Origin of the sequence: Vibrio hippocampi (assembly GCF_921292975.1) — a bacterium.
GTDB classification, from domain to species: Bacteria; Pseudomonadota; Gammaproteobacteria; order Enterobacterales; family Vibrionaceae; genus Vibrio; species Vibrio hippocampi.
In genome coordinates, this window is the sequence record NZ_CAKLCM010000002.1 from 634,446 (window position 1) to 653,448 (window position 19,003).

General features: G+C 46.8%; 15 protein-coding genes. 9 read left to right on the forward strand and 6 right to left on the reverse strand.

Features of this window, described 5'->3' with window-relative positions:
• Positions 1-27: 27 nt before the first annotated feature.
• The 4 genes from L9Q39_RS05370 to L9Q39_RS05385 all read right to left on the reverse strand — a co-directional run bounded on the left by L9Q39_RS05370 (position 28) and on the right by L9Q39_RS05385 (position 5,681).
• Entirely contained in the window at positions 28-561 is a 534-nt protein-coding gene (locus L9Q39_RS05370) for a GNAT family N-acetyltransferase (protein ID WP_237484082.1), read from the reverse strand.
• Between the two features lie 157 nt (positions 562-718).
• Positions 719-1,519, reverse strand: a complete 801-nt coding sequence (locus L9Q39_RS05375) for a peptidoglycan binding protein CsiV (RefSeq protein ID WP_237484083.1) — start codon at positions 1,517-1,519, stop codon at positions 719-721.
• Positions 1,520-1,650: 131 nt separating this feature from the next.
• Positions 1,651-5,109, reverse strand: a complete 3,459-nt coding sequence (gene mfd / locus L9Q39_RS05380; protein ID WP_237484084.1) for a transcription-repair coupling factor — start codon at positions 5,107-5,109, stop codon at positions 1,651-1,653.
• A 5-nt stretch (positions 5,110-5,114) separates the two neighbouring features.
• On the reverse strand, positions 5,115-5,681 hold the full coding sequence (locus L9Q39_RS05385) for a PilZ domain-containing protein (RefSeq protein ID WP_237484085.1): 567 nt from the start codon (positions 5,679-5,681) through the stop codon (positions 5,115-5,117).
• Between the two features lie 175 nt (positions 5,682-5,856).
• On the opposite strand from L9Q39_RS05385, the gene lolC reads away from it, so the two are divergent.
• The 3 genes from lolC to lolE are packed head-to-tail and all read left to right on the forward strand — an operon-like array spanning position 5,857 to position 9,002.
• Positions 5,857-7,065 carry a lipoprotein-releasing ABC transporter permease subunit LolC gene (lolC, locus tag L9Q39_RS05390; protein ID WP_237484086.1) on the forward strand — a complete coding sequence of 403 codons (1,209 nt, stop codon included), beginning with the start codon at positions 5,857-5,859 and terminating at the stop codon, positions 7,063-7,065.
• Positions 7,058-7,753 carry a lipoprotein-releasing ABC transporter ATP-binding protein LolD gene (gene lolD / locus L9Q39_RS05395; protein WP_237484087.1) on the forward strand — a complete coding sequence of 232 codons (696 nt, stop codon included), beginning with the start codon at positions 7,058-7,060 and terminating at the stop codon, positions 7,751-7,753. The genes lolC and lolD overlap by 8 nt, the downstream gene beginning before the upstream one ends.
• 4 nt (positions 7,754-7,757) lie before the next feature.
• Complete coding sequence (lolE, locus tag L9Q39_RS05400) at positions 7,758-9,002, forward strand: lipoprotein-releasing ABC transporter permease subunit LolE (RefSeq protein WP_237484088.1); 1,245 nt, start codon at positions 7,758-7,760, stop codon at positions 9,000-9,002.
• 200 nt (positions 9,003-9,202) lie between these two features.
• On the opposite strand, the gene L9Q39_RS05405 is transcribed toward lolE, so the two are convergent.
• Complete coding sequence (locus tag L9Q39_RS05405) at positions 9,203-9,712, reverse strand: DUF2062 domain-containing protein (RefSeq protein WP_237485507.1); 510 nt, start codon at positions 9,710-9,712, stop codon at positions 9,203-9,205.
• 305 nt (positions 9,713-10,017) lie between these two features.
• On the opposite strand from L9Q39_RS05405, the gene L9Q39_RS05410 reads away from it, so the two are divergent.
• From L9Q39_RS05410 to kdsB, 5 genes are read left to right on the forward strand one after another with little or no spacing between them, the layout of a single operon-like run.
• The gene (locus tag L9Q39_RS05410) at positions 10,018-12,006 is read left to right on the forward strand and encodes a DNA internalization-related competence protein ComEC/Rec2 (protein ID WP_237484089.1); all 1,989 of its coding nucleotides are present in this window, start codon (positions 10,018-10,020) and stop codon (positions 12,004-12,006) included.
• Between the two features lie 30 nt (positions 12,007-12,036).
• Positions 12,037-13,788, forward strand: coding sequence for a lipid A ABC transporter ATP-binding protein/permease MsbA (gene msbA / locus L9Q39_RS05415; RefSeq protein WP_237484090.1), 1,752 nt, complete (start codon positions 12,037-12,039; stop codon positions 13,786-13,788).
• Complete coding sequence (gene lpxK / locus L9Q39_RS05420; protein WP_237484091.1) at positions 13,788-14,798, forward strand: tetraacyldisaccharide 4'-kinase; 1,011 nt, start codon at positions 13,788-13,790, stop codon at positions 14,796-14,798. Before msbA ends, lpxK begins: the two co-directional genes overlap by 1 nt.
• Complete coding sequence (locus tag L9Q39_RS05425; RefSeq protein ID WP_237484092.1) at positions 14,779-14,958, forward strand: Trm112 family protein; 180 nt, start codon at positions 14,779-14,781, stop codon at positions 14,956-14,958. Before lpxK ends, L9Q39_RS05425 begins: the two co-directional genes overlap by 20 nt.
• Entirely contained in the window at positions 14,958-15,716 is a 759-nt protein-coding gene (kdsB, locus tag L9Q39_RS05430) for a 3-deoxy-manno-octulosonate cytidylyltransferase (RefSeq protein WP_237484093.1), read from the forward strand. Before L9Q39_RS05425 ends, kdsB begins: the two co-directional genes overlap by 1 nt.
• Before the next feature lie 13 nt (positions 15,717-15,729).
• On the opposite strand, the gene L9Q39_RS05435 is transcribed toward kdsB, so the two are convergent.
• Complete coding sequence (locus tag L9Q39_RS05435; RefSeq protein WP_237484094.1) at positions 15,730-16,437, reverse strand: pseudouridine synthase; 708 nt, start codon at positions 16,435-16,437, stop codon at positions 15,730-15,732.
• 307 nt (positions 16,438-16,744) lie between these two features.
• Between L9Q39_RS05435 and L9Q39_RS05440 the strand changes: the two genes are divergently transcribed.
• Positions 16,745-18,967, forward strand: a complete 2,223-nt coding sequence (locus L9Q39_RS05440; protein WP_237484095.1) for an NADP-dependent isocitrate dehydrogenase — start codon at positions 16,745-16,747, stop codon at positions 18,965-18,967.
• Positions 18,968-19,003: the final 36 nt, after the last annotated feature.

The following is a 19,003-nucleotide window of genomic DNA, read 5'->3' on the forward strand; positions in this document are numbered from 1 at the left end:
TTGCCGATATTAGTTGACGTGAATTGCTTATATAACAGAGTACACTTTGCCAGTTTGCGGCACCCCGTTAAACACAAAGCGGTTTCTAGCCTCACACTCAAACTCTCCGCCTACTGCCAGAGCGAGTTTATTACTGGCAAGGTTATTGGGATCGCAGACGATTTCTAGTCGAGTTAGTTTTAGCTGTTCAAAACAGAAATCGATCAGTGCCTCTAAGGCTTCCTTACCTACGCCTTGCCCTTGAAATTCATCCGCTATCCAGTACCCCAAACTCGCCATATTGAAAGTATGGTAGAACTCATTGACGGCGACCATGCCGAGCAGTTGATGGCTATCGCGAGCGAAAATAGCGAAGCCGAGGGCGTTGCCTTTGACCCAACTTAGTCGAGTTGCACGAATAAAGTCTTCGGCGTCTTGTTGGTCAAAGTCACCATGGCACCAGTCGATCCATTGATGTAGCGTAGGGGAATCTTGAATAGCGATGGATAGCTCAGAGGCGTGATCCAGAGCGAAAAGCCCAAGCTTTAGTCGTGGTGTATAAATCACGTAATCTACTTGCATCACTTTGCTGCTCGGTTGTTTTAACTAGAAGGTTGTTTCAGCTAAAAGATAGCGGTAAGTAAAAGATAGCTTTAACTAGAAGATATCTTTAACGAGAAAATGGTTTTAACGAGAAAAAACAAGGTCCGCAATGACGGACCTTGTTTATCAATTCAGATCAGTTGCCGACTCGGCGAACTTGCACAATCATTCCCATTAAAGGGTGGTCGAAGTAGTGGGTTTCACTGCTTCTCATTCGACGTTTTTGATCGAGGCGGTATGACTTTAAGAAGCGGAACACTTCAGTCTTAGGCTCAATCGCTTGCAGGTTGCCTGCTACAACGGTGCTGTCTGCTAATGGCGCACCATTGTACTGATTGTCTACCGTAATGCTGGTGAGTTCTGGCGTGATTGATTCCTCGACAATCACCTCTTTAGTGCTCGGTGATTTCAAATCAAACTGTGCTTCAGTGAACAGGTAGTGTTGCACATACACTTGCAGCTTGCCGTCTAACTCGTAGAGCGGTTTGTCGATAGCGACTTCTTGCACTCCATCAATTGGGTTACTCAAGTTATCGCTGGAGCCTTTTTCACTGCCATCGGCGTTGTAACTGGCGGAGAAATCTCTGCCGGCACGAATATGAAAAACAGGAGCGGAGGCTCTGCCGTTATCTCCTTGACGCCATGCTTCATGAACCAAAACGGTGTAGCCCGCATGATTTCTTAATTTTTGCGCTTGTCCGTTGAGTTGGAACGACGAACTTGACAGGCGAGTGACGCCTTTAGAGTTAGTATACTGCCGGTTGGTGAGTGATCCCGCTCGACCGAACTCGATCTCTGGCAATTGATTAGGCCATGATTCGCTGGTCGTTTCAGGGTTGGTCGCTCGTTTAAAAATGATCACTTCTATATCAAATTGTCTTTGCGCCAAGCTAGGTAGCGAGACAAATAGGAGTAGCAGTGGAATCAGCTTTTTCATTCTATCTCCATCAATTGCTATTTAGTGCTTTAATAGCAAAAGGTTTTTAATTCAATAAATTAAGTATATACCTAAGCAAGGGGTCTTGTCGCTTTCGGTTACTTATTTCTGGGTGACCGTCAATTGAACGCCTAATTTGCTAAGCGATTTTGCTCAAAGTCACTCAATAAATCATTAAGATAACGCAATCTCTTACGTCGGTCTGTTAAAGTCTCAATAAACTTAAACTTAGTTGGCCCTTCCATGGCAAACTTGTTTGGTTGTGCTTGCAACAGTTTAACCAAAAATGCCGGATTAATGTCAGCATCGGGATAAAACTCGATAAAGCCACCTTTATCATGAGCCTCAAGTTTTTTCACCTTCATGGCACCAGCGCGCAGCTTCATTTGAGAGACGCTGAGTAGGTGTTTAGCGGCATCGGGTAGCAAACCAAATCGATCGATCAACTCCACTTTTATTTCGTCAAGCTCGTCACTGTCTGAAACACTCGCAATACGCTTATACATAGATAAACGAGTATTGATATCCGGGATATAATCATCGGGCAGTAGTGCCGGGATGCGTAATTCCACCTCGGTCTGTTCACGCAACAGGTCGTCAAGAGAGGGCTCTTTGCCTTCTTTTAGAGCTTCAACCGCTTGTTCGAGCATCTCCATATACAAAGAGAAACCAACCGAATGAATTTGACCACTTTGCTCATCGCCCAACAGTTCGCCCGCGCCACGGATCTCTAAGTCATGGGTTGCTAATGTAAAGCCAGCACCGAGATCTTCTAACGATGCGATGGCGTCAAGGCGTTTGATTGCATCCTTTGTGATTGCTTTCGGATGTGGTGTCAGCAGATAAGCATAGGCTTGGTGGTGAGAACGTCCCACACGACCTCTTAACTGATGTAACTGCGCTAGGCCAAGGTTGTCTGCACGATCCATAATAATGGTATTGGCCGTTGGAACATCGATACCGGTTTCAATAATGGTGGTACAAACCAGTAAGTTAAAACGCTGATGATAGAAGTCGTTCATGACGCGCTCTAGTTCACGCTCACGCATCTGACCGTGTGCGGTGGTGATGCGAGCTTCAGGGAGCAGCTTTTCTAAATCTGCGGCGACCTTATCAATGGTTTCGACTTGGTTATGCAGGAAATAAACCTGACCACCACGCATGATTTCTCTTAACACGGCTTCACGAATAACGGCATCATCATGCTGTCTTACAAAGGTTTTGATCGCAAGGCGTCTAGCCGGAGGGGTGGCGATAATGGAAAGATCGCGCATACCACTCATGGCCATATTGAGAGTTCGAGGAATTGGCGTCGCGGTTAGCGTCAGAATATCAACGTCAGCGCGCATCGCTTTCACTTTCTCTTTTTGTCGTACGCCAAATCGGTGTTCTTCATCGACGATCAACAGACCAAGATCGCTAAATCGAAGGTCACTGGACAGTAGTTTGTGGGTGCCAACGACAATATCCACTTTGCCTTCCGCTATATCTTTGAGAATAGCCTTTTGTTCTTTAGCGGATTTAAAGCGTGACAGTACTTCGACGCGAATCGGCAGGTTGGCAAAGCGGTCTCGGAAGTTTTCAAAGTGCTGCTGTGCTAGCAGGGTGGTTGGCACCAAAACCGCAACTTGCTTGCTGTTGTCGGTGGCAACAAATGCCGCACGCATAGCCACTTCTGTTTTACCAAAACCAACGTCACCACACACCAAACGATCCATCGCTTTTGGTTGGCACATATCAGACATAACAGCATTGATAGCTTGCGCTTGGTCGTCGGTTTCCTCAAATGGGAAACCTGCCTTAAAGGTCGCGTATTGACCGCGGTCGAGTTGAAATTTATAGCCCGGCTTCAATTCACGTTTGGCATAGACATCAAGCAGTTCAGCGGCCACATCTCGCACTTTCTCTGCGGCTTTGCGTCGCGCTTTAGCCCACGCTTCGCCACCTAACTTGTGCAGTGGTGCGGATTCTTCAGCGCCGCCGGAATAACGACTGATAAGGTTAAGAGAGGCAACCGGAACATAAAGTTTTGCGTCGCCTTGATACTCTAGCGTCACGTATTCGGTCGTTAGACCGCCGGCTTCAAGGGTTTGCAGACCGATATAGCGACCGATGCCGTGGTCAATATGAACCACTGGCTGACCAGGTTTTAATTCCGCGAGGTTGCGAATAACGGTATCGCTGTTAATCGAGCGCTTATCTTTTTTACGGCGCTGGATAACGCGATCGCCAAGCATGTCGCTTTCACACACCAGAGCAAAATGTTCGGGATAGACAAAGCCATGCTCGCATTGACCAATGATAAGACTGAATCGATTTTTATCTGTTAATGCTTCTGCTAAAGAGTCGCATTGTTGAGGCTTGAGTTTAATGCGAACGAGCAACTCTAACAGCGCTTCGCGTCGTCCCTCAGACTCGACAGAAAATACGATTTTACCGGTAAATTGCTCGCAGAATTGACGCAGTTGCGCCATCGGTTCTTTCAGTTGATGTTGAACCGCAATATCTGGGAGTTTATCGACGGGGCTATTTTCTCGACCCGCTTTGATTTCCAAAGGCTCTGTGGAACACAATAACTGCTGATACTGTTTCAGTGAACTGTACAGTTCATCTTTGGCAAGCCACAGTTCATTTGGTTCAAGAAGTGGTCGTAATGGATCGACTTTTCTCTGTTGGTAGCGATGTTCAATATCCGCTAAAGCTTGGTCGACAGCGGTTTCTATCTCACCCACCAACACCATTTGAGTGTCAGTTGCGATGTAATCGAATAGGGTTTCCGTGTGGTCGAAGAACAGCGGTTGCCAGTACTCAATACCCGATGGCCAAGTGCCCTTAGTTACCTGCATATAAACCGATTCAGGCTCACGACGTGCTTCGAACTTTTGTCGCCAACGACCACGAAAATCTTCGATGGCTTGTTGTGTGGTCGGGAATTCGTGAGCAGGCAGTAGATTGATCTCGCTGATGTTGTCAATCGAGCGTTGTGTCTCGGGATCAAAGGTACGAATGGTGTCTATCTCGTCATCGAAGAAGTCGATGCGATAGGGCAGACTGCTCCCCGTTGGATAGAGGTCTAAAATGGAGCCACGACTGGCATACTCGCCAGGTCCAAACACTTGGTCAACATTGCGATAACCGGACTGTTCCAACTGCATTCTCAGTTTATCTAAGGAAAAATTATCGCCCGCTTTGACCATCAAGGTGTGTTGCAACAAATAGTCCCTTGGGCTTTGGCGTTGTAATAGTGTGCTGACAGGAACAATGGTGATGCCGCTGTTTTTATGTGGCAGAGCGTAAAGGGTCGCGATACGATCAGAAATGATGTCCTGATGAGGCGAAAAGTTGTCATAAGGTAGCGTTTCCCAATCAGGGAATAGAGTGACTTGATTGGGGTGAAATTGCTCAAGCTCGCCTTGCAGCTTTATCGCAAGTTGTGGGTCAGGCACGACCAACAAGGTGTGAGCGGCATGGCTAAGCGCATGTTCACTGATCGACAATGCGAGAGAACCACCAACAAGGTTGCCAAGGTATTTTTTATCACCGCTGCTCTGCGGCATATTGAGCGGAAGCAGAGGGTTATGAGTGGGCATAATCGTTATTTTTCTCTGTCTAGTGAGCGTTGTCTGAGTAGTTTCTGTTGTTGATGCAGGGCCGCTTTAATGAGCATATCCTGATGCTCTTCCAGAATGTGGACAAATCGAATTGTAATATCAAATTGATCTTGATGCTCTTTGATGTGACTGACCTCACCGATACAGTAGATTCCCGCTGGCGGGTGGTCGAGGAACAATTTTACTTCAGCGAACTGTCCTGTTTGCAACGTATGATTAGCGCGATAAGTGAGCTCTCCGGCACCAAACTGTGTGGCGGTATGGCGGAACTCGGCTTGATCTTGTTGCGAAATAAGGTAGTTGAGTAGCAGGTTAAGCTTACTATTTTGCTGTTCAATCAGTTGGGCTACATGCCGAAGATTATGTTGATTGAGCTCATGAGTCGCTGCGTCATTCTGCTGTTCTAACGCACTGAACTCGCTAGAGGCGGCAAAGGGAGCAGGGATCTGGGCAAGATAATCTTCAAAGCTTGGAGTCGGTTCGCCGACGGCTAAAGGTTTAATATTCGTCTTAAGTGGCGCTCGAACGGTAAAAAAGTCGTTTTGCTTCATAGGGTTTTCCTGGTCAACTTACGTCAATTATCTCTGCCTAAGCCATAGTTATCAAGAAATTGGCGAGGGAAATCGCTAAAACGACAGAATTTAACTGAAATATTGCTACCAGGGCTACAACCTTGGTCGATTGTTGGTTACATTAGCCACTATTATAATTATGACGGTCAATGCTATGTTTCACCCCATCTCCTTGTTTATTGGATTGCGCTATCTAAGAGGCCGCTCTGGAGATCGATTTAGCCGCTTTGTTTCCTTTATTTCTACCGCAGGAATCACTATCGGGGTAATGTCATTGATTACCGTTCTTTCAGTGATGAACGGTTTTGAAGCGCAACTTAAAGGGCGTATTTTGGGTGTGTTGCCACAAGCTGTGATCACCCATAGCGATAACTCGCCAGTGTCTACCCTTGAGCCTCCTTCGTTTTTGCAACAATTCCCCAATCAGACAACGCCTGTTCCTATCGTGCGCAGCGAAGCGGTGGTGCAGAGCCATAAAAACCTCTCGGCAGCCTTAATGATTGGTATCAGTCCAGAAAGTGATGATCCTATTGGTTATCGACTGGTAAGCGGTAGCTTAGAGAACCTTAAAGCTGGTGAGTATCGTGTTCTTTTAGGGCATAGTTTAGCGCGTACCTTAGATGTGACGGTGGGCGATAAAGTCCGTCTTATGCTAACCAGTGCCAGTCAATATACGCCTTTAGGTCGCATACCAAGTCAGCGCATGTTTACCGTGGCGGGTCTTTATAGCACCGGCTCGGATGTTGATAGCCAACTGGTCGTTACTCACCTTGAAGACAGTGCCAAATTAATGCGCTACAAAGCAGATCAAGCTACAGGATGGCGTCTGTTTTTTGAAGACCCATTTGTGGTCTCGACACTGAGTCAGCAGGCTATGCCTGAACCGTGGTCATGGAGCGATTGGCGTGATCAACGTGGGGAACTGTTTCAAGCGGTCAAAATGGAAAAAAACATGATGGGTTTGATGCTGGGTCTGATCATTGGTGTTGCGGCGTTCAATATTATTTCGGCATTGATTATGGTCGTGATGGAAAAACAGTCTGAGGTAGCGATACTTAAGACGCAAGGCATGACAGACCGCCAGGTATTGATGATTTTTATGGTGCAAGGCGCGAGTAGCGGTGCGCTTGGCGCCATCATTGGTGGCGTATTAGGCGTTGCGTTTGCAAGTCACCTTAATCAAATTTTAGAGTCTTTTGGTGTGGCACTATTTAACGTTGGTGGCTCGCTTCCTGTACTTATTAATTGGCAGCAAATTATTATTGTTGTTATCGCAGCGGTGTTGCTGAGCCTCGTTGCCACTCTATTTCCTTCCTACCGTGCGTCCATGGTGAAACCTGCTGAGGCTTTAAGATATGAGTAATTCTCTAATTTCGTGTCACGAGATTTGTAAAACCTACCATGATGGTTCTGTCGATACTCAGGTTCTCAAAGGCGTTAGCTTTCAAATCGCTAAAGGCGAATTAGTGGCGATTATCGGCTCATCCGGCTCCGGTAAGTCGACGCTGTTACATATTCTCGGTGCGTTAGATGACGCCACCTCGGGAACGGTCAGTTTTCAAGATCAGCCTCTGTTTGATTTAACGCGTAACCAGCAAGCCAAACTTCGCAATCAGCATTTAGGCTTTGTGTATCAATTTCACCATTTACTGAGTGATTTTACCGCATTAGAAAATGTCGCGATGCCGTTGCTAATTGGGGGCACCAATAAAAAACAAGCTCAAGAACAAGCAAAACAGTTGTTAGAGCGTGTTGGGCTGAGTCATCGAATTGAGCATCGACCGTCGGAGTTATCCGGTGGTGAACGTCAGCGAGTAGCGATTGCGCGTGCGCTGGTGAATAGACCGGCTCTGGTGTTGGCTGATGAACCGACCGGTAATCTCGACCATAAGACGGCGCTTGCTATCTACGAATTGATGCGCACGTTAAACCGAGAGTACGGCACGGCGTTCTTGGTTGTCACCCATGATAATGAGCTCGCGGATAAAATGGATCGACAAATGCACATGCAGGACGGTTTATTGCAAAACGTTGCTGTGGTATCGGCGTAAAGGAGTGCTTGTGTCCCTATCATTTTTTATTGGTCAAAGATTTAGCCGCGCAAAGCAAAGAAATAAAATGGTGTCGTTTATTTCTATCTCCTCGATTGTTGGGATTGCGGTCGGCGTTGCCGTGATTGTTGTTGGTCTGTCGGCGATGAATGGCTTTGAACGAGAATTAAACCAACGGGTATTGTCAGTGATTGCTCATGGCGAATTTGAGGGTGTGAACGAGCCGATTTACAACTGGCAACGTATCGCGGATACCTCGCTCAGCAACAGCAACGTGGTCGCGGCGGCACCTTACGTTCGAATGACCGCCTTGGTCGAAAGAGGCAAAGATTTGAAGGCGGTGGAAATCAAAGGGGTTGAGCCGAGTTTAGAGCAGAAAGTCTCTAGCCTAGCTCAGTTTGTCGATAAAGAGGCATGGCAGTCGTTCAAAGCCGGAGAAAACCGAGTCATTTTGGGTCGTGGGGTAGCGAATGAGTTGAATGTCGAAGTCGGAGACTCGGTGACATTAATGATTCCAACCACGACGGATGCGACCAAGATACAAGCCCCAAGACGAGTAAGAGTCAAGGTGCATGGCTTATTGACCCTCAATGGGCAGATTGACCATAACCTCGCTCTGGTACCGCTTGAGGACGCTCAGCAATATGCGCGCCTTGGTGATAAAGTGACGGGTGTGTCGATAAAAATGGATGATGTGTTTGCCGCGCGTTATACCGTGCGTCAGATCGGCATGCAACTGACAGACTATGTGTATTTAAGAAGCTGGGAACAAAAATATGGTTTTCTGCATCGCGATATACAGTTGGTTCGCACCATCATGTATTTAGTGATGTTCTTAGTGATTGGTGTTGCCTGCTTTAATATCGTCTCGACGCTTATGATGGCGGTGAAAGACCGTGCTGGTGATATCGCTATTTTGCGTACAATGGGCGCAAGTGATGGTTTAGTGAAGCGTATTTTTATCTGGCAAGGACTGTTTTCAGGAGTGGTCGGCAGCGTGATTGGTGGTGGGTTAGGCTGTTTACTAGCGCTTAATCTGACGCCGATGATAGCCAGCCTAGAGCGACTGATTGGCCATAAATTCCTGTCTGGGGATATCTACTTTGTCGACTTTCTTCCGTCGGAATTGAGAGTCGAAGATGTCGTGACGGTGGCGTTAACCGCAATGGTGTTAAGTCTTATCGCGACATGGTATCCCGCTAAGAAAGCGAGTCAGTTAAACCCTGCAAGTGTGTTAAGTGCCAAATAGTGATTTGCTTCAATTAACATGCGTGCAATGAGTAACGCACGCTACTGATTTAACAAAATGAATAGTCATAAAAAAAAACACGAGCAAGCTCGTGTTTTTTTATGGCTGGCAACATCTCAATTACACTTCCATTGGAACGTCTTAGCACATCAAATGATTCAATTTGTTGACTTGATGCCGACCTTGCTAGGGTGAGACCGTTAGCGTGACCCTCGTTTTTGCCAACTTCTCACTACCGAGTAGCGCCATAAGCCTCGAATACCAAAATAACCAATCAACGCAAAGCCGATGGCGCAAACCGCGCAGCCGAGCAGAAATGGAGGACCAATCGTTGTCATTTGATCGGCAAGGTAAGCCCATGAGAGCTCAAAATGAAACGGTTGTGGCGGGGTCTTCAGACAGAATGCACCCACTTTATAGGCGAAGTAAAACATCACGGGCATAGTGATTGGATTACTGATCCAGACCAAAGTGACCGCTAGAGGCAGATTAACACCGAATAAGATAGCCAGACCTGCCGCCATGATCATCTGACTTGGCAGTGGGACAAAAGCCATAAAAAGTCCCACAGCAAATGCCCCCGACGCAGAGCGACGGTTTAAGTTCCATAAGTTGGGGTTATAGAGAACATTGCCGAATACTCTCAACGCCTTTTGCTGCTTAATGGTGTCTGGATGAGGCATAAAGCGTTTTATGAACTTTCTTGGCATAGGAATATATGACTCTTCTAACGGGAATTGCAGCACCACTAGTTTATACATGGATAGTCATTAGTGCCATGTGGTGGCCAGTGATGCCTGATGCTTGTTATCTATTTTCTATAGCGTTGATAATTATCTTTTTTGTCACTAAGCGCCAGTGGTTATGGGTAACAGTTTTTTTCGCGATATTAGTAGTTGTTACTCAAGCCAATAGCCTGCGCTATCAGTCAAAATTGCTTTTTAATTCGGGCTCAGATATTACCATAAATGCAAGAGTTGACAGCTATTTTAAACAATTAAGTTACGGTTATGAGGTGGCTGTGACGGTTTTCGCCGTTAATGGTGAGAAATTACCCTTTTGGTCGCGCCCAACGCTGATTTTATATACACCACAACCTGTTGAATTCGGGGCAAAAGTTATTGCGCCAGTCACACTAAAAAAAGTGTTTGGTCGTTTAAATCAAGCGGGATTTGATAAGGAGAAGTATTACTTTTCTAATCGCTGGGTCGCACAGGCAAATATTGCTAGCAACGCCCATTTTATGGTCATAACAACGGGTAACTGGCGGGCTTGGCTATATCAGCGTTTAGGAACTCAATTCGACACCAGTGACTATCGCCGTTTTTATAATGCCTTGATATTTGGCGATAGGAATGGGTTGAGTTTTGAGGACTGGCGCGAACTAAAACAGACGGGGCTCTCTCATCTATTAGCGATTTCTGGTCTGCATGTGGGCATTATATTCGCGATTGTTTGGGGATTGTATCGTGCGTTGTTTGCCTTGGTCTGCCGGTATTACTTTGGTCGTTATCGGCTTAAGGTCGAGAAATATGGTCCGTTAGCGAATTTGGGTTGCAGTTTACTCGTGACATTGGGGTACTGCGCGCTTGCTCAGTTTGCGATACCGACGGTGCGGGCATTTATTATGCTCGCCATGTTATCACTGCTTCAGTGGCATGTGGTTCGAGTCAGCGCATTGTGCCTACTTGCTTGGTGTGCGGCGTTACTGGTCACGATGCTGCCTTTTTCCGCCGCGAGTACCAGTTTTTGGTTGTCGCTGTTTGCGGTGGCGAGTCTGATGTTTATTGCTCGTTTGGGACAAGCGCGTTTGACTTGGCTCGCGGTTGTGAAGACGCACTTATTTTTGTCAGTGGCATTTGTACCGATGAATCTATTGCTGTTCCAAGGTATCGCGCCGCTAATGTTTATCTATAACTTAATTTTTGTGCCTTGGTTTAGCTTTTGTTTGATGCCCGCAATGGTGCTTGCTGTCCTGTACTCTGTTGTATTTGAGCAAGCGAGTTGGGTTTGGGAGCTTGTTGATAGGTTATTTATTCCGATTGATTATGCATTGAGTCACACCGAAGGCGGCTGGCTAAGCTTACCGCCATATTGGGCGTGGATGGCGTTGGTGGGATTACTCGCCCTAACCCTGCATAAGTGGCTTCAGTTTCAATATGTGCTGGTGTTGCTCTTGGTATTTTACTTGAGTCGCGAAACCGCACACCAAGCAAAGTCAACAACAGTCAACTTTATGGATGTCGGTCACGGACTGGCGGTGGTGCTGCAACAAGGCAATCGGGCTGTGCTCTATGACACTGGTGCTAAATTCCAGCAGCGCTCAATCGCGAATGATGTTTTGACGCCAAGCCTGCGTAAAATGGGCGTGGACTATTTGGATGGCGTGATCATCAGTCACAGTGATAATGACCACGCCGGGGGTGTTCAGGACATTGTTGATACGTGGGCGCCTTCTTGGGTTATGAGACCGGATCCCAAACCGACTGAATTGCCATGTAAAAAAGGTCGGCAATGGCATTGGCGACAATTCGAGTTCTCAGTGTTTTGGCCGCCTGAAACGGTCACTCGGGCTTACAATCCTCATTCTTGTGTGGTTTTAGTTACCTATAGAGAAAACGATGCAAGCAACCCAGTAACCTTCCTGCTGACTGGGGATATTGAGAAAATAGCAGAAATCTTAGTGTTTCGAGAAACCGCTAAAACTCCTATCAATGTGCTTAGTGTCCCGCACCATGGTAGCCGAACTTCATCCTCAACGTTTTTACATAATAAACTACAGGCTGATTACGCCGTGGCGTCGGCTCAATGGCAATCGCGTTGGAACATTCCTCATCCGGAGGTCAAACAAGGCTATCTTGAACGCGGTACTCAATGGTTTGAAACGGGAGAGAGTGGTCAAATTCGCTTTCATATACAGGGTGAGTCACTGCAAGTTTCTACACTTCGACAACATTACCTCACGCCTTGGTATAGGCAGATGTTGCGTTACGGAGTAGAATAACCGTAATAGATAAAAAAAATGATTTAAATTATGTCGAAAAATCAAGACCAAACCACACTGCAGACCTTTAAGCGTTTATGGACTTATATCCGCGATTATAAAAAAGGCTTAGTGGTCGCCGTCATCGCGTTGGTCATTAACGCCGCCTCAGATACCTATATGATCTCGCTCCTAAAGCCTCTCCTTGATGAAGGTTTTGGTAATATTGAGTCAAACTTCTTGCAAATCTTACCACTGATTATTATTGCCATGATGTTTGTTCGTGGTTTGAGTGGTTTTGTCTCAACCTACTGCCTCAGCTGGGTGTCAGGCAATGTCGTGATGCAGTTGCGCCGTAAAGTGTTTAATCACTTTATGCATATGCCCGTCTCTTTCTTTGATAGGGAATCGACGGGGGGATTACTCTCTCGTATTACTTATGACTCCGAGCAGGTAGCGGGTGCCACCAGTCGAGCTTTGGTGAGCATCGTCCGTGAAGGGGCATCGATCATTGGCTTGTTAGGTTTGATGTTCTGGAGTAGCTGGAAGCTTTCACTGGTTTTGCTGCTTGTCGCGCCTGTGGTCGCCTGGGCAATTCGTATTGTATCAAAACGCTTCCGTAGTATTTCTCGTAATATGCAAACTTCGATGGGGCATATGACGACATCGGCAGAACAGATGCTGAAAGGTCATAAAGTGGTGTTAAGTTATGGTGGTCAAGACGTAGAAAAAGCGCGTTTTGACAACGTAAGTAATAAAATGCGCCAACAAACCATGAAGATGGTGGCGGCGTCGGCTATTGCTAACCCAACGATACAGATGATCGCTTCAACGGCACTCGTTGCCGTGTTGTATCTTGCCAGTTTTGATTCGGTTCGCAGTGAACTGACAGCGGGTACCTTTACCGTTATTTTCTCAGCCATGTTCTCATTAATGCGACCATTGAAGTCATTAACCAATGTCACGGCGGATTTCCAACGTGGTATTGCCGCGAGCCAGACCTTGTTTGGTCTTATCGATCTTGATACTGAAAAAGACACGGGCACGTTAGAAACCGCTAAAGTGAAAGGCGACATTAAAGTCACTGATGTGACCTTTACCTATGACGGGACGGAAAAGCCAGCATTGAGAAATGTCAGCTTCGATCTGCCAGCAGGTAAAACCATCGCCTTGGTAGGTCGTTCCGGTTCGGGCAAAAGCACCATCGCCAACCTGTTTACTCGTTTCTATGATCTCGATAGTGGTTGTATTGAACTGGACGGTCACGCTATCGACGAATATAAGCTGACTAACCTACGTCAACACTTTGCTCTGGTCTCGCAAAATGTGCATCTGTTTAACGATACGATTGCGAATAACATCGCGTATGCGGCGCAAGATGAATACAGCCGTGAACAGATTGAACGAGCGGCTAAGTTAGCTCACGCGATGGAGTTTGTTGATCGCATGGAAGACGGTCTTGATACCATGATTGGTGAAAATGGAGCCAGCTTGTCGGGTGGTCAACGTCAACGTGTCGCCATTGCCCGCGCGTTATTGCGTGATGCTCCGGTGCTGATCCTTGATGAAGCGACATCAGCTTTGGATACCGAATCTGAACGTGCGATTCAGTCAGCGTTAGATGAACTACAAAAAGATAAAACCGTACTGGTTATCGCCCACCGTTTATCGACCATCGAAGAAGCCGACGAAATACTGGTTGTCGAAGAAGGTGAGATTGTTGAGCGTGGCGATCATGCGACGCTACTCGCAGCAAAAGGTGCCTATGCGCAATTGCATAAGATTCAGTTTGGTGTCCAGTAGTGGTTGAAAAACTTTGGTTTGAAAACCATCCCATCCGTTATCTTCTATGGCCACTATTGTGGCCATTAAGTCGTCTTTATCTATTGATTGCCAAGCAGCGCCGAGCCCGTTATCAATCGGGCAGTAAAGTGCGCTATAAAGCCAGCGTACCGGTGATTGTTGTTGGCAACATCACCGCTGGGGGAAATGGTAAAACCCCAATGGTTATCTGGCTGATAGAGCAACTGCAGGCGCAGGGTTATAAACCGGGTGTGGTTTCGCGAGGCTATGGTGGCAAAGCAGAGCGTTATCCGCTCGTGGTCGAGGAGGGTACTCGTACTTCACAATCTGGCGATGAACCCAAGCTTATCTATAACCGAACCCAAGTTCCTGTGGTGGTCGACCCTGTTCGCAGTAATGCGGTGAAACAAGTCGAGCAGATGGGCGTTGATGTGGTGATTACTGACGATGGACTACAACACTATGCATTAGATCGTAGCTTTGAAATCGTGGTGGTTGATGGCAAACGTAGATTCGGTAATCAACAAATAATTCCACTAGGTCCGTTGCGAGAGAGCACAGAGCGTCTTGATGAAGTCGATTTGATCGTCGTCAATGGTGGTCAAAGCCAGCGTACGGACGAGAAATGTTTCGTATTGAATGCTGAGCTGGCGAAAAACTTGCTGACGGGGGAAGTGCTGCCATTATCAGGGCTGGGTTCATTAGCTGCTTTTGCTGGTATTGGACATCCGCCGCGATTTTTGGACACCCTCAATAGTTTGCATGCCAACGTTCAGCGCTTTGAGCCTTTTTCTGATCACCATGATTTTACTCAACAAGAGATCATGGCGTTGGCTCAAGGTATGGATAATGTCGTCATGACAGAAAAAGACGCGGTGAAGTGTCGCGCATTTGCACAAGATAATTGGTGGTATCTGCCTGTTTCAGCCCAATTTTCACAGCAGGATAGTCAGCAGATATTGCAACAAATAGGAAAGGTAATAGAAAGTTATGGATCATCGACTACTTGAAATTGTCGCTTGCCCAGTGTGTAAGGGTAAACTGACCTTTGATAAGGTGCAGCAAGAACTCATTTGTAAACTCGATCGTTTGGCGTATCCCATCAAAGAGGGGATTCCGGTTTTGCTTGAAGACGAAGCTCGAGCTATGACCATGGATGAGGGCAGATAATGGCTTTTACAGTGATCATTCCCGCTCGCTACCAGTCGTCTCGACTACCGGGTAAGCCGTTGGCGGATATTGGTGGTATGCCAATGGTTCAACATGTCTATCAAAAGGCGTTGGCGTCGGGTGCAGAGCGAGTGGTTGTTGCGACAGATGATGAACGTGTACAGCAAGCGGTTAAAGCGTTTGGTGGCGAGGTCTGCATGACATCACCCGATCATGAGTCAGGCACCGAACGTCTGGCTGAAGTGGTTAAACTATTGGGTTTGTCTGCGGATCAGATTGTGGTCAATGTGCAAGGTGATGAACCATTAATTCCGTCTTCGATCATCGGTCAAGTCGCAACGAACCTTGAGCAAAGTGTCGCTCCAATGGCAACATTAGCCGTGGAGATTAGTGAACCAGACGAGGTGTTCAACCCCAATGCCGTTAAGGTCGTCACCGATGAGCAAGGTTATGCTTTGTATTTCAGCCGAGCAACCATCCCATGGGATCGTGACGCCTACGCTAATGGAGATAAACCCCGTGCTGTTCAGCCACTCATGCGACATATTGGCATTTATGCCTACCGCGCTGGTTTTATCAATACCTATGTCTCATGGCAGCCAAGTGCGCTTGAGAGAATAGAGAGCCTAGAGCAGCTTCGCGTGCTTTGGTATGGCGAGAAAATCCATGTCGCTGTGGCAAAAGAGGCACCGCCAGCAGGCGTCGATACGCCAGCTGATTTGCAACACGTGCGAGCGATTGTTGCAGCGACAAAGTAGAGTTTAAAAGGGCTTACAAGCCTTTTAGAGCAGGGTGAGAGTGATCGAGTTGTTGCCACTCTCCACTCGCGAGATCATTCAACTCAAACGCACCAATAGAAGCACGGATCAAGCGCAGAGTCGGAAAACCAATATTGGCGGTCATACGGCGAACTTGTCGGTTTCGACCCTCAACAATGGTAATGCTTAGCCAAGTGGTTGGAATGTTGGCTCGAAAACGCACGGGTGGATGACGATCCCATACCTTGGGTTCATCGATGACGGCTACCTGAGCGGGTAAGGTTGGACCATCTTTCAAAACCACCCCTTTACGGAGTTTGTCTAGAGCTTGTTCATCGGGCGCACCATCCACTTGTACCCAATAGGTTTTAGGGGATTTTGAATTGGGTTGGGTGAGTTTAGCCTGCAAAATACCATCGTTGGTGAGCACCATTAAACCTTCACTGTCACGGTCTAAACGTCCCGCAGCGTAAATCTCTTTAATCGGGATAAAGTCTGCCAATGTTTGTCGCCCATCGCCGTCAGTAAATTGGCTCAGAGTGTCGAATGGCTTGTTGAAAATCACCACCTTACGATTCTCTTTTGACACCGTTGGTTTTGCTTTATCGGCTTGAGATTTTTTTGCTCCGTTCGACGGGTTGCTCTTCGGATTGTGTTTAAAACGCTTGCTGGTGGAGCGTGTGTTTGATGTGTTTTTGTTTGCTACTAACTGTCGCGTCATGTTAACTACCTTGCAAAAATGTAAACAAACTGTGTGCTTTAGTTTTGCCAAATGACCTTTTGAGCTATCATAGGCGCGCTCAAAACTAGGAATATTGCACAGAATAATAGACTAATTAGTTAAATTTGTTTAATTATACGTGCTTAGGATTTCGTTTTAGCCCAATAAACCATCTTTGTGCTGGATTATTAGCCGTTTAAGCTCAAGTGACACAGGGAAAGGGGAGTTAAAACGTTTACGTGCATGTGAAAAGCAGCACGTTAATCAAAAAGGACCAAAAGTCCGAATAGAACTATAGGGAAATTTCATGCCTCAAGAAAAGCCAACCATTATCTACACCATTACTGATGAAGCTCCAGCTTTAGCGACGTATTCTTTGCTGCCTATCATTCAGTCGTTTACCGCCTCGTCAGGAATCAGTGTTGAAACAAGGGATATCTCACTTGCTGGTCGAATCATTGCTAACTTTCCAGAACATTTAACGCAAGAGCAACGCATTGGTGACGCATTGACTGAACTCGGTGATCTCGCCAAGACACCGGAAGCGAACATCATTAAGTTGCCAAATATCTCGGCTTCTATCCCTCAGCTGAAAGCCGCGATTAAAGAGCTGCAAGATAACGGTTATGATCTACCTGATTACCCAGAAGAGCCAGCCACTTACGAACAAGAAGCGATTAAAGCGACTTACGACAAGATCAAAGGCAGTGCGGTAAACCCAGTGCTACGTGAAGGTAACTCTGATCGTCGTGCACCGCTGTCTGTTAAGAACTACGCGAAGAAAAACCCGCACTCAATGGGTGCTTGGGCAAGCGATTCAAAATCTCATGTCTCTAGCATGGAATCGAACGACTTTTTTGGTAGCGAGAAATCGGTCACTGTCGCAGAAGCCACCGAGGTGAGCATTCAATTCTCGGCGCAATCAGGTCAAACTAAAGTCCTTAAAGCGCCATTTGCTATCCAATCTGGTGAGATCATTGATGCTTCAGTGATGAACAAAAACGCTTTAGTGCGCTTTTTTGAGCAACAGATTGAAGAAGCGAAACAGCAAGACGTTCTGCTGTCGTTGCATATGAAAGCAACTATGATGAAAGTGTCTGATCCCGTGATCTTCGGTTACGCGGTAAAAGTGTACTACAAAGAGGTGTTTGCGAAGCACGGTGCACTATTTGAAGAGCTCGGTGTTGATGTGAACAACGGCATTGGCGATGTGTATGCCAAGATTGCAGCGCTGCCTCAAGATACCAAAGCAGAGATTGAAGCAGATCTGCAAGCGGTTTATGAAACACAGCCACCATTGGCGATGGTTGATTCAGATCGCGGTATCACCAACCTACACGTACCTAGTGATATCATTGTTGATGCTTCTATGCCCGCCATGCTGCGTTCTTCTGGTCAAATGTGGGGACCAGATGGTAAGCAAAAAGATACTAAGGCGATGATCCCTGACCGCAGCTATGCAAGTATTTATCAAGCGGTGATCGACTTCTGTAAGAAAAACGGCGCTTTTGATCCAACGACGATGGGCAGTGTTCCAAACGTTGGCTTAATGGCTCAGAAAGCAGAAGAGTACGGCTCGCACGACAAGACCTTCATCTTATCAGAAGCGGGTACAGTAAGCGTGATTGACGCTCAAGGCGCGGTGCTGATTGAACAACCTGTTGAGGAAGGCGATATCTTCCGTATGTGTCAGGTGAAAGATGCACCAATCCAAGATTGGGTGAAATTAGCGGTAACACGTGCACGCGCTTCTGAAACGCCAGCGGTATTCTGGTTGGATGAAAATCGTGCTCATGACGCTCAACTGATTGCGAAAGTAAACCAGTACTTACCAAACCATGATACCGCAGGCTTAGATATTCATATCATGGCTCCATTAGAAGCGACAGAGTTCTCTCTTGAGCGAATTCACAAAGGCGAAGACACGATCTCAGTAACCGGTAACGTATTACGTGATTACCTGACGGACTTGTTCCCAATTCTAGAGCTAGGAACCTCCGCTAAAATGCTGTCGATTGTTCCGCTGATGAATGGCGGTGGTCTGTTTGAAACAGGTGCCGGTGGTTCAGCGCCTAAGCACGTACAGCAGGTTCAAAAAGAAAACCACTTACGTTGGGACTCATTGGGAGAGTTCTTAGCGCTAGCAGCGTCTCTAGAGCATCTATCGACCATTACTGGCAACGCCAAAGCCGATGTATTAGCGAAAGCGTTAGATTCGGCAACGGGTGAGTTCTTGAACAACAATAAATCACCATCCCGTAAAGTCGGTGAGCTGGATAATCGCGGTTCGCACTTCTACTTGGCAATGTATTGGGCGCAAGCGCTTGCGGTTCAGACCGAAGATGCAGAATTGGCGAAAGAGTTTGCGCCAATCGCGCAGCAGTTAGCGACTAACGAAGAGAAGATTGTTGCAGAGCTGAATAATGCACAGGGAATCGTGGGTGACATCGGTGGTTACTACCAGCCAGATGAGGCAAAAGCAGCGCCTCTGATGCGTCCAAGTGCAACACTAAATGCAATTGTTGGCTAGCCCAAACAGCGATTAACTGAAAAAACCACCGTAAGG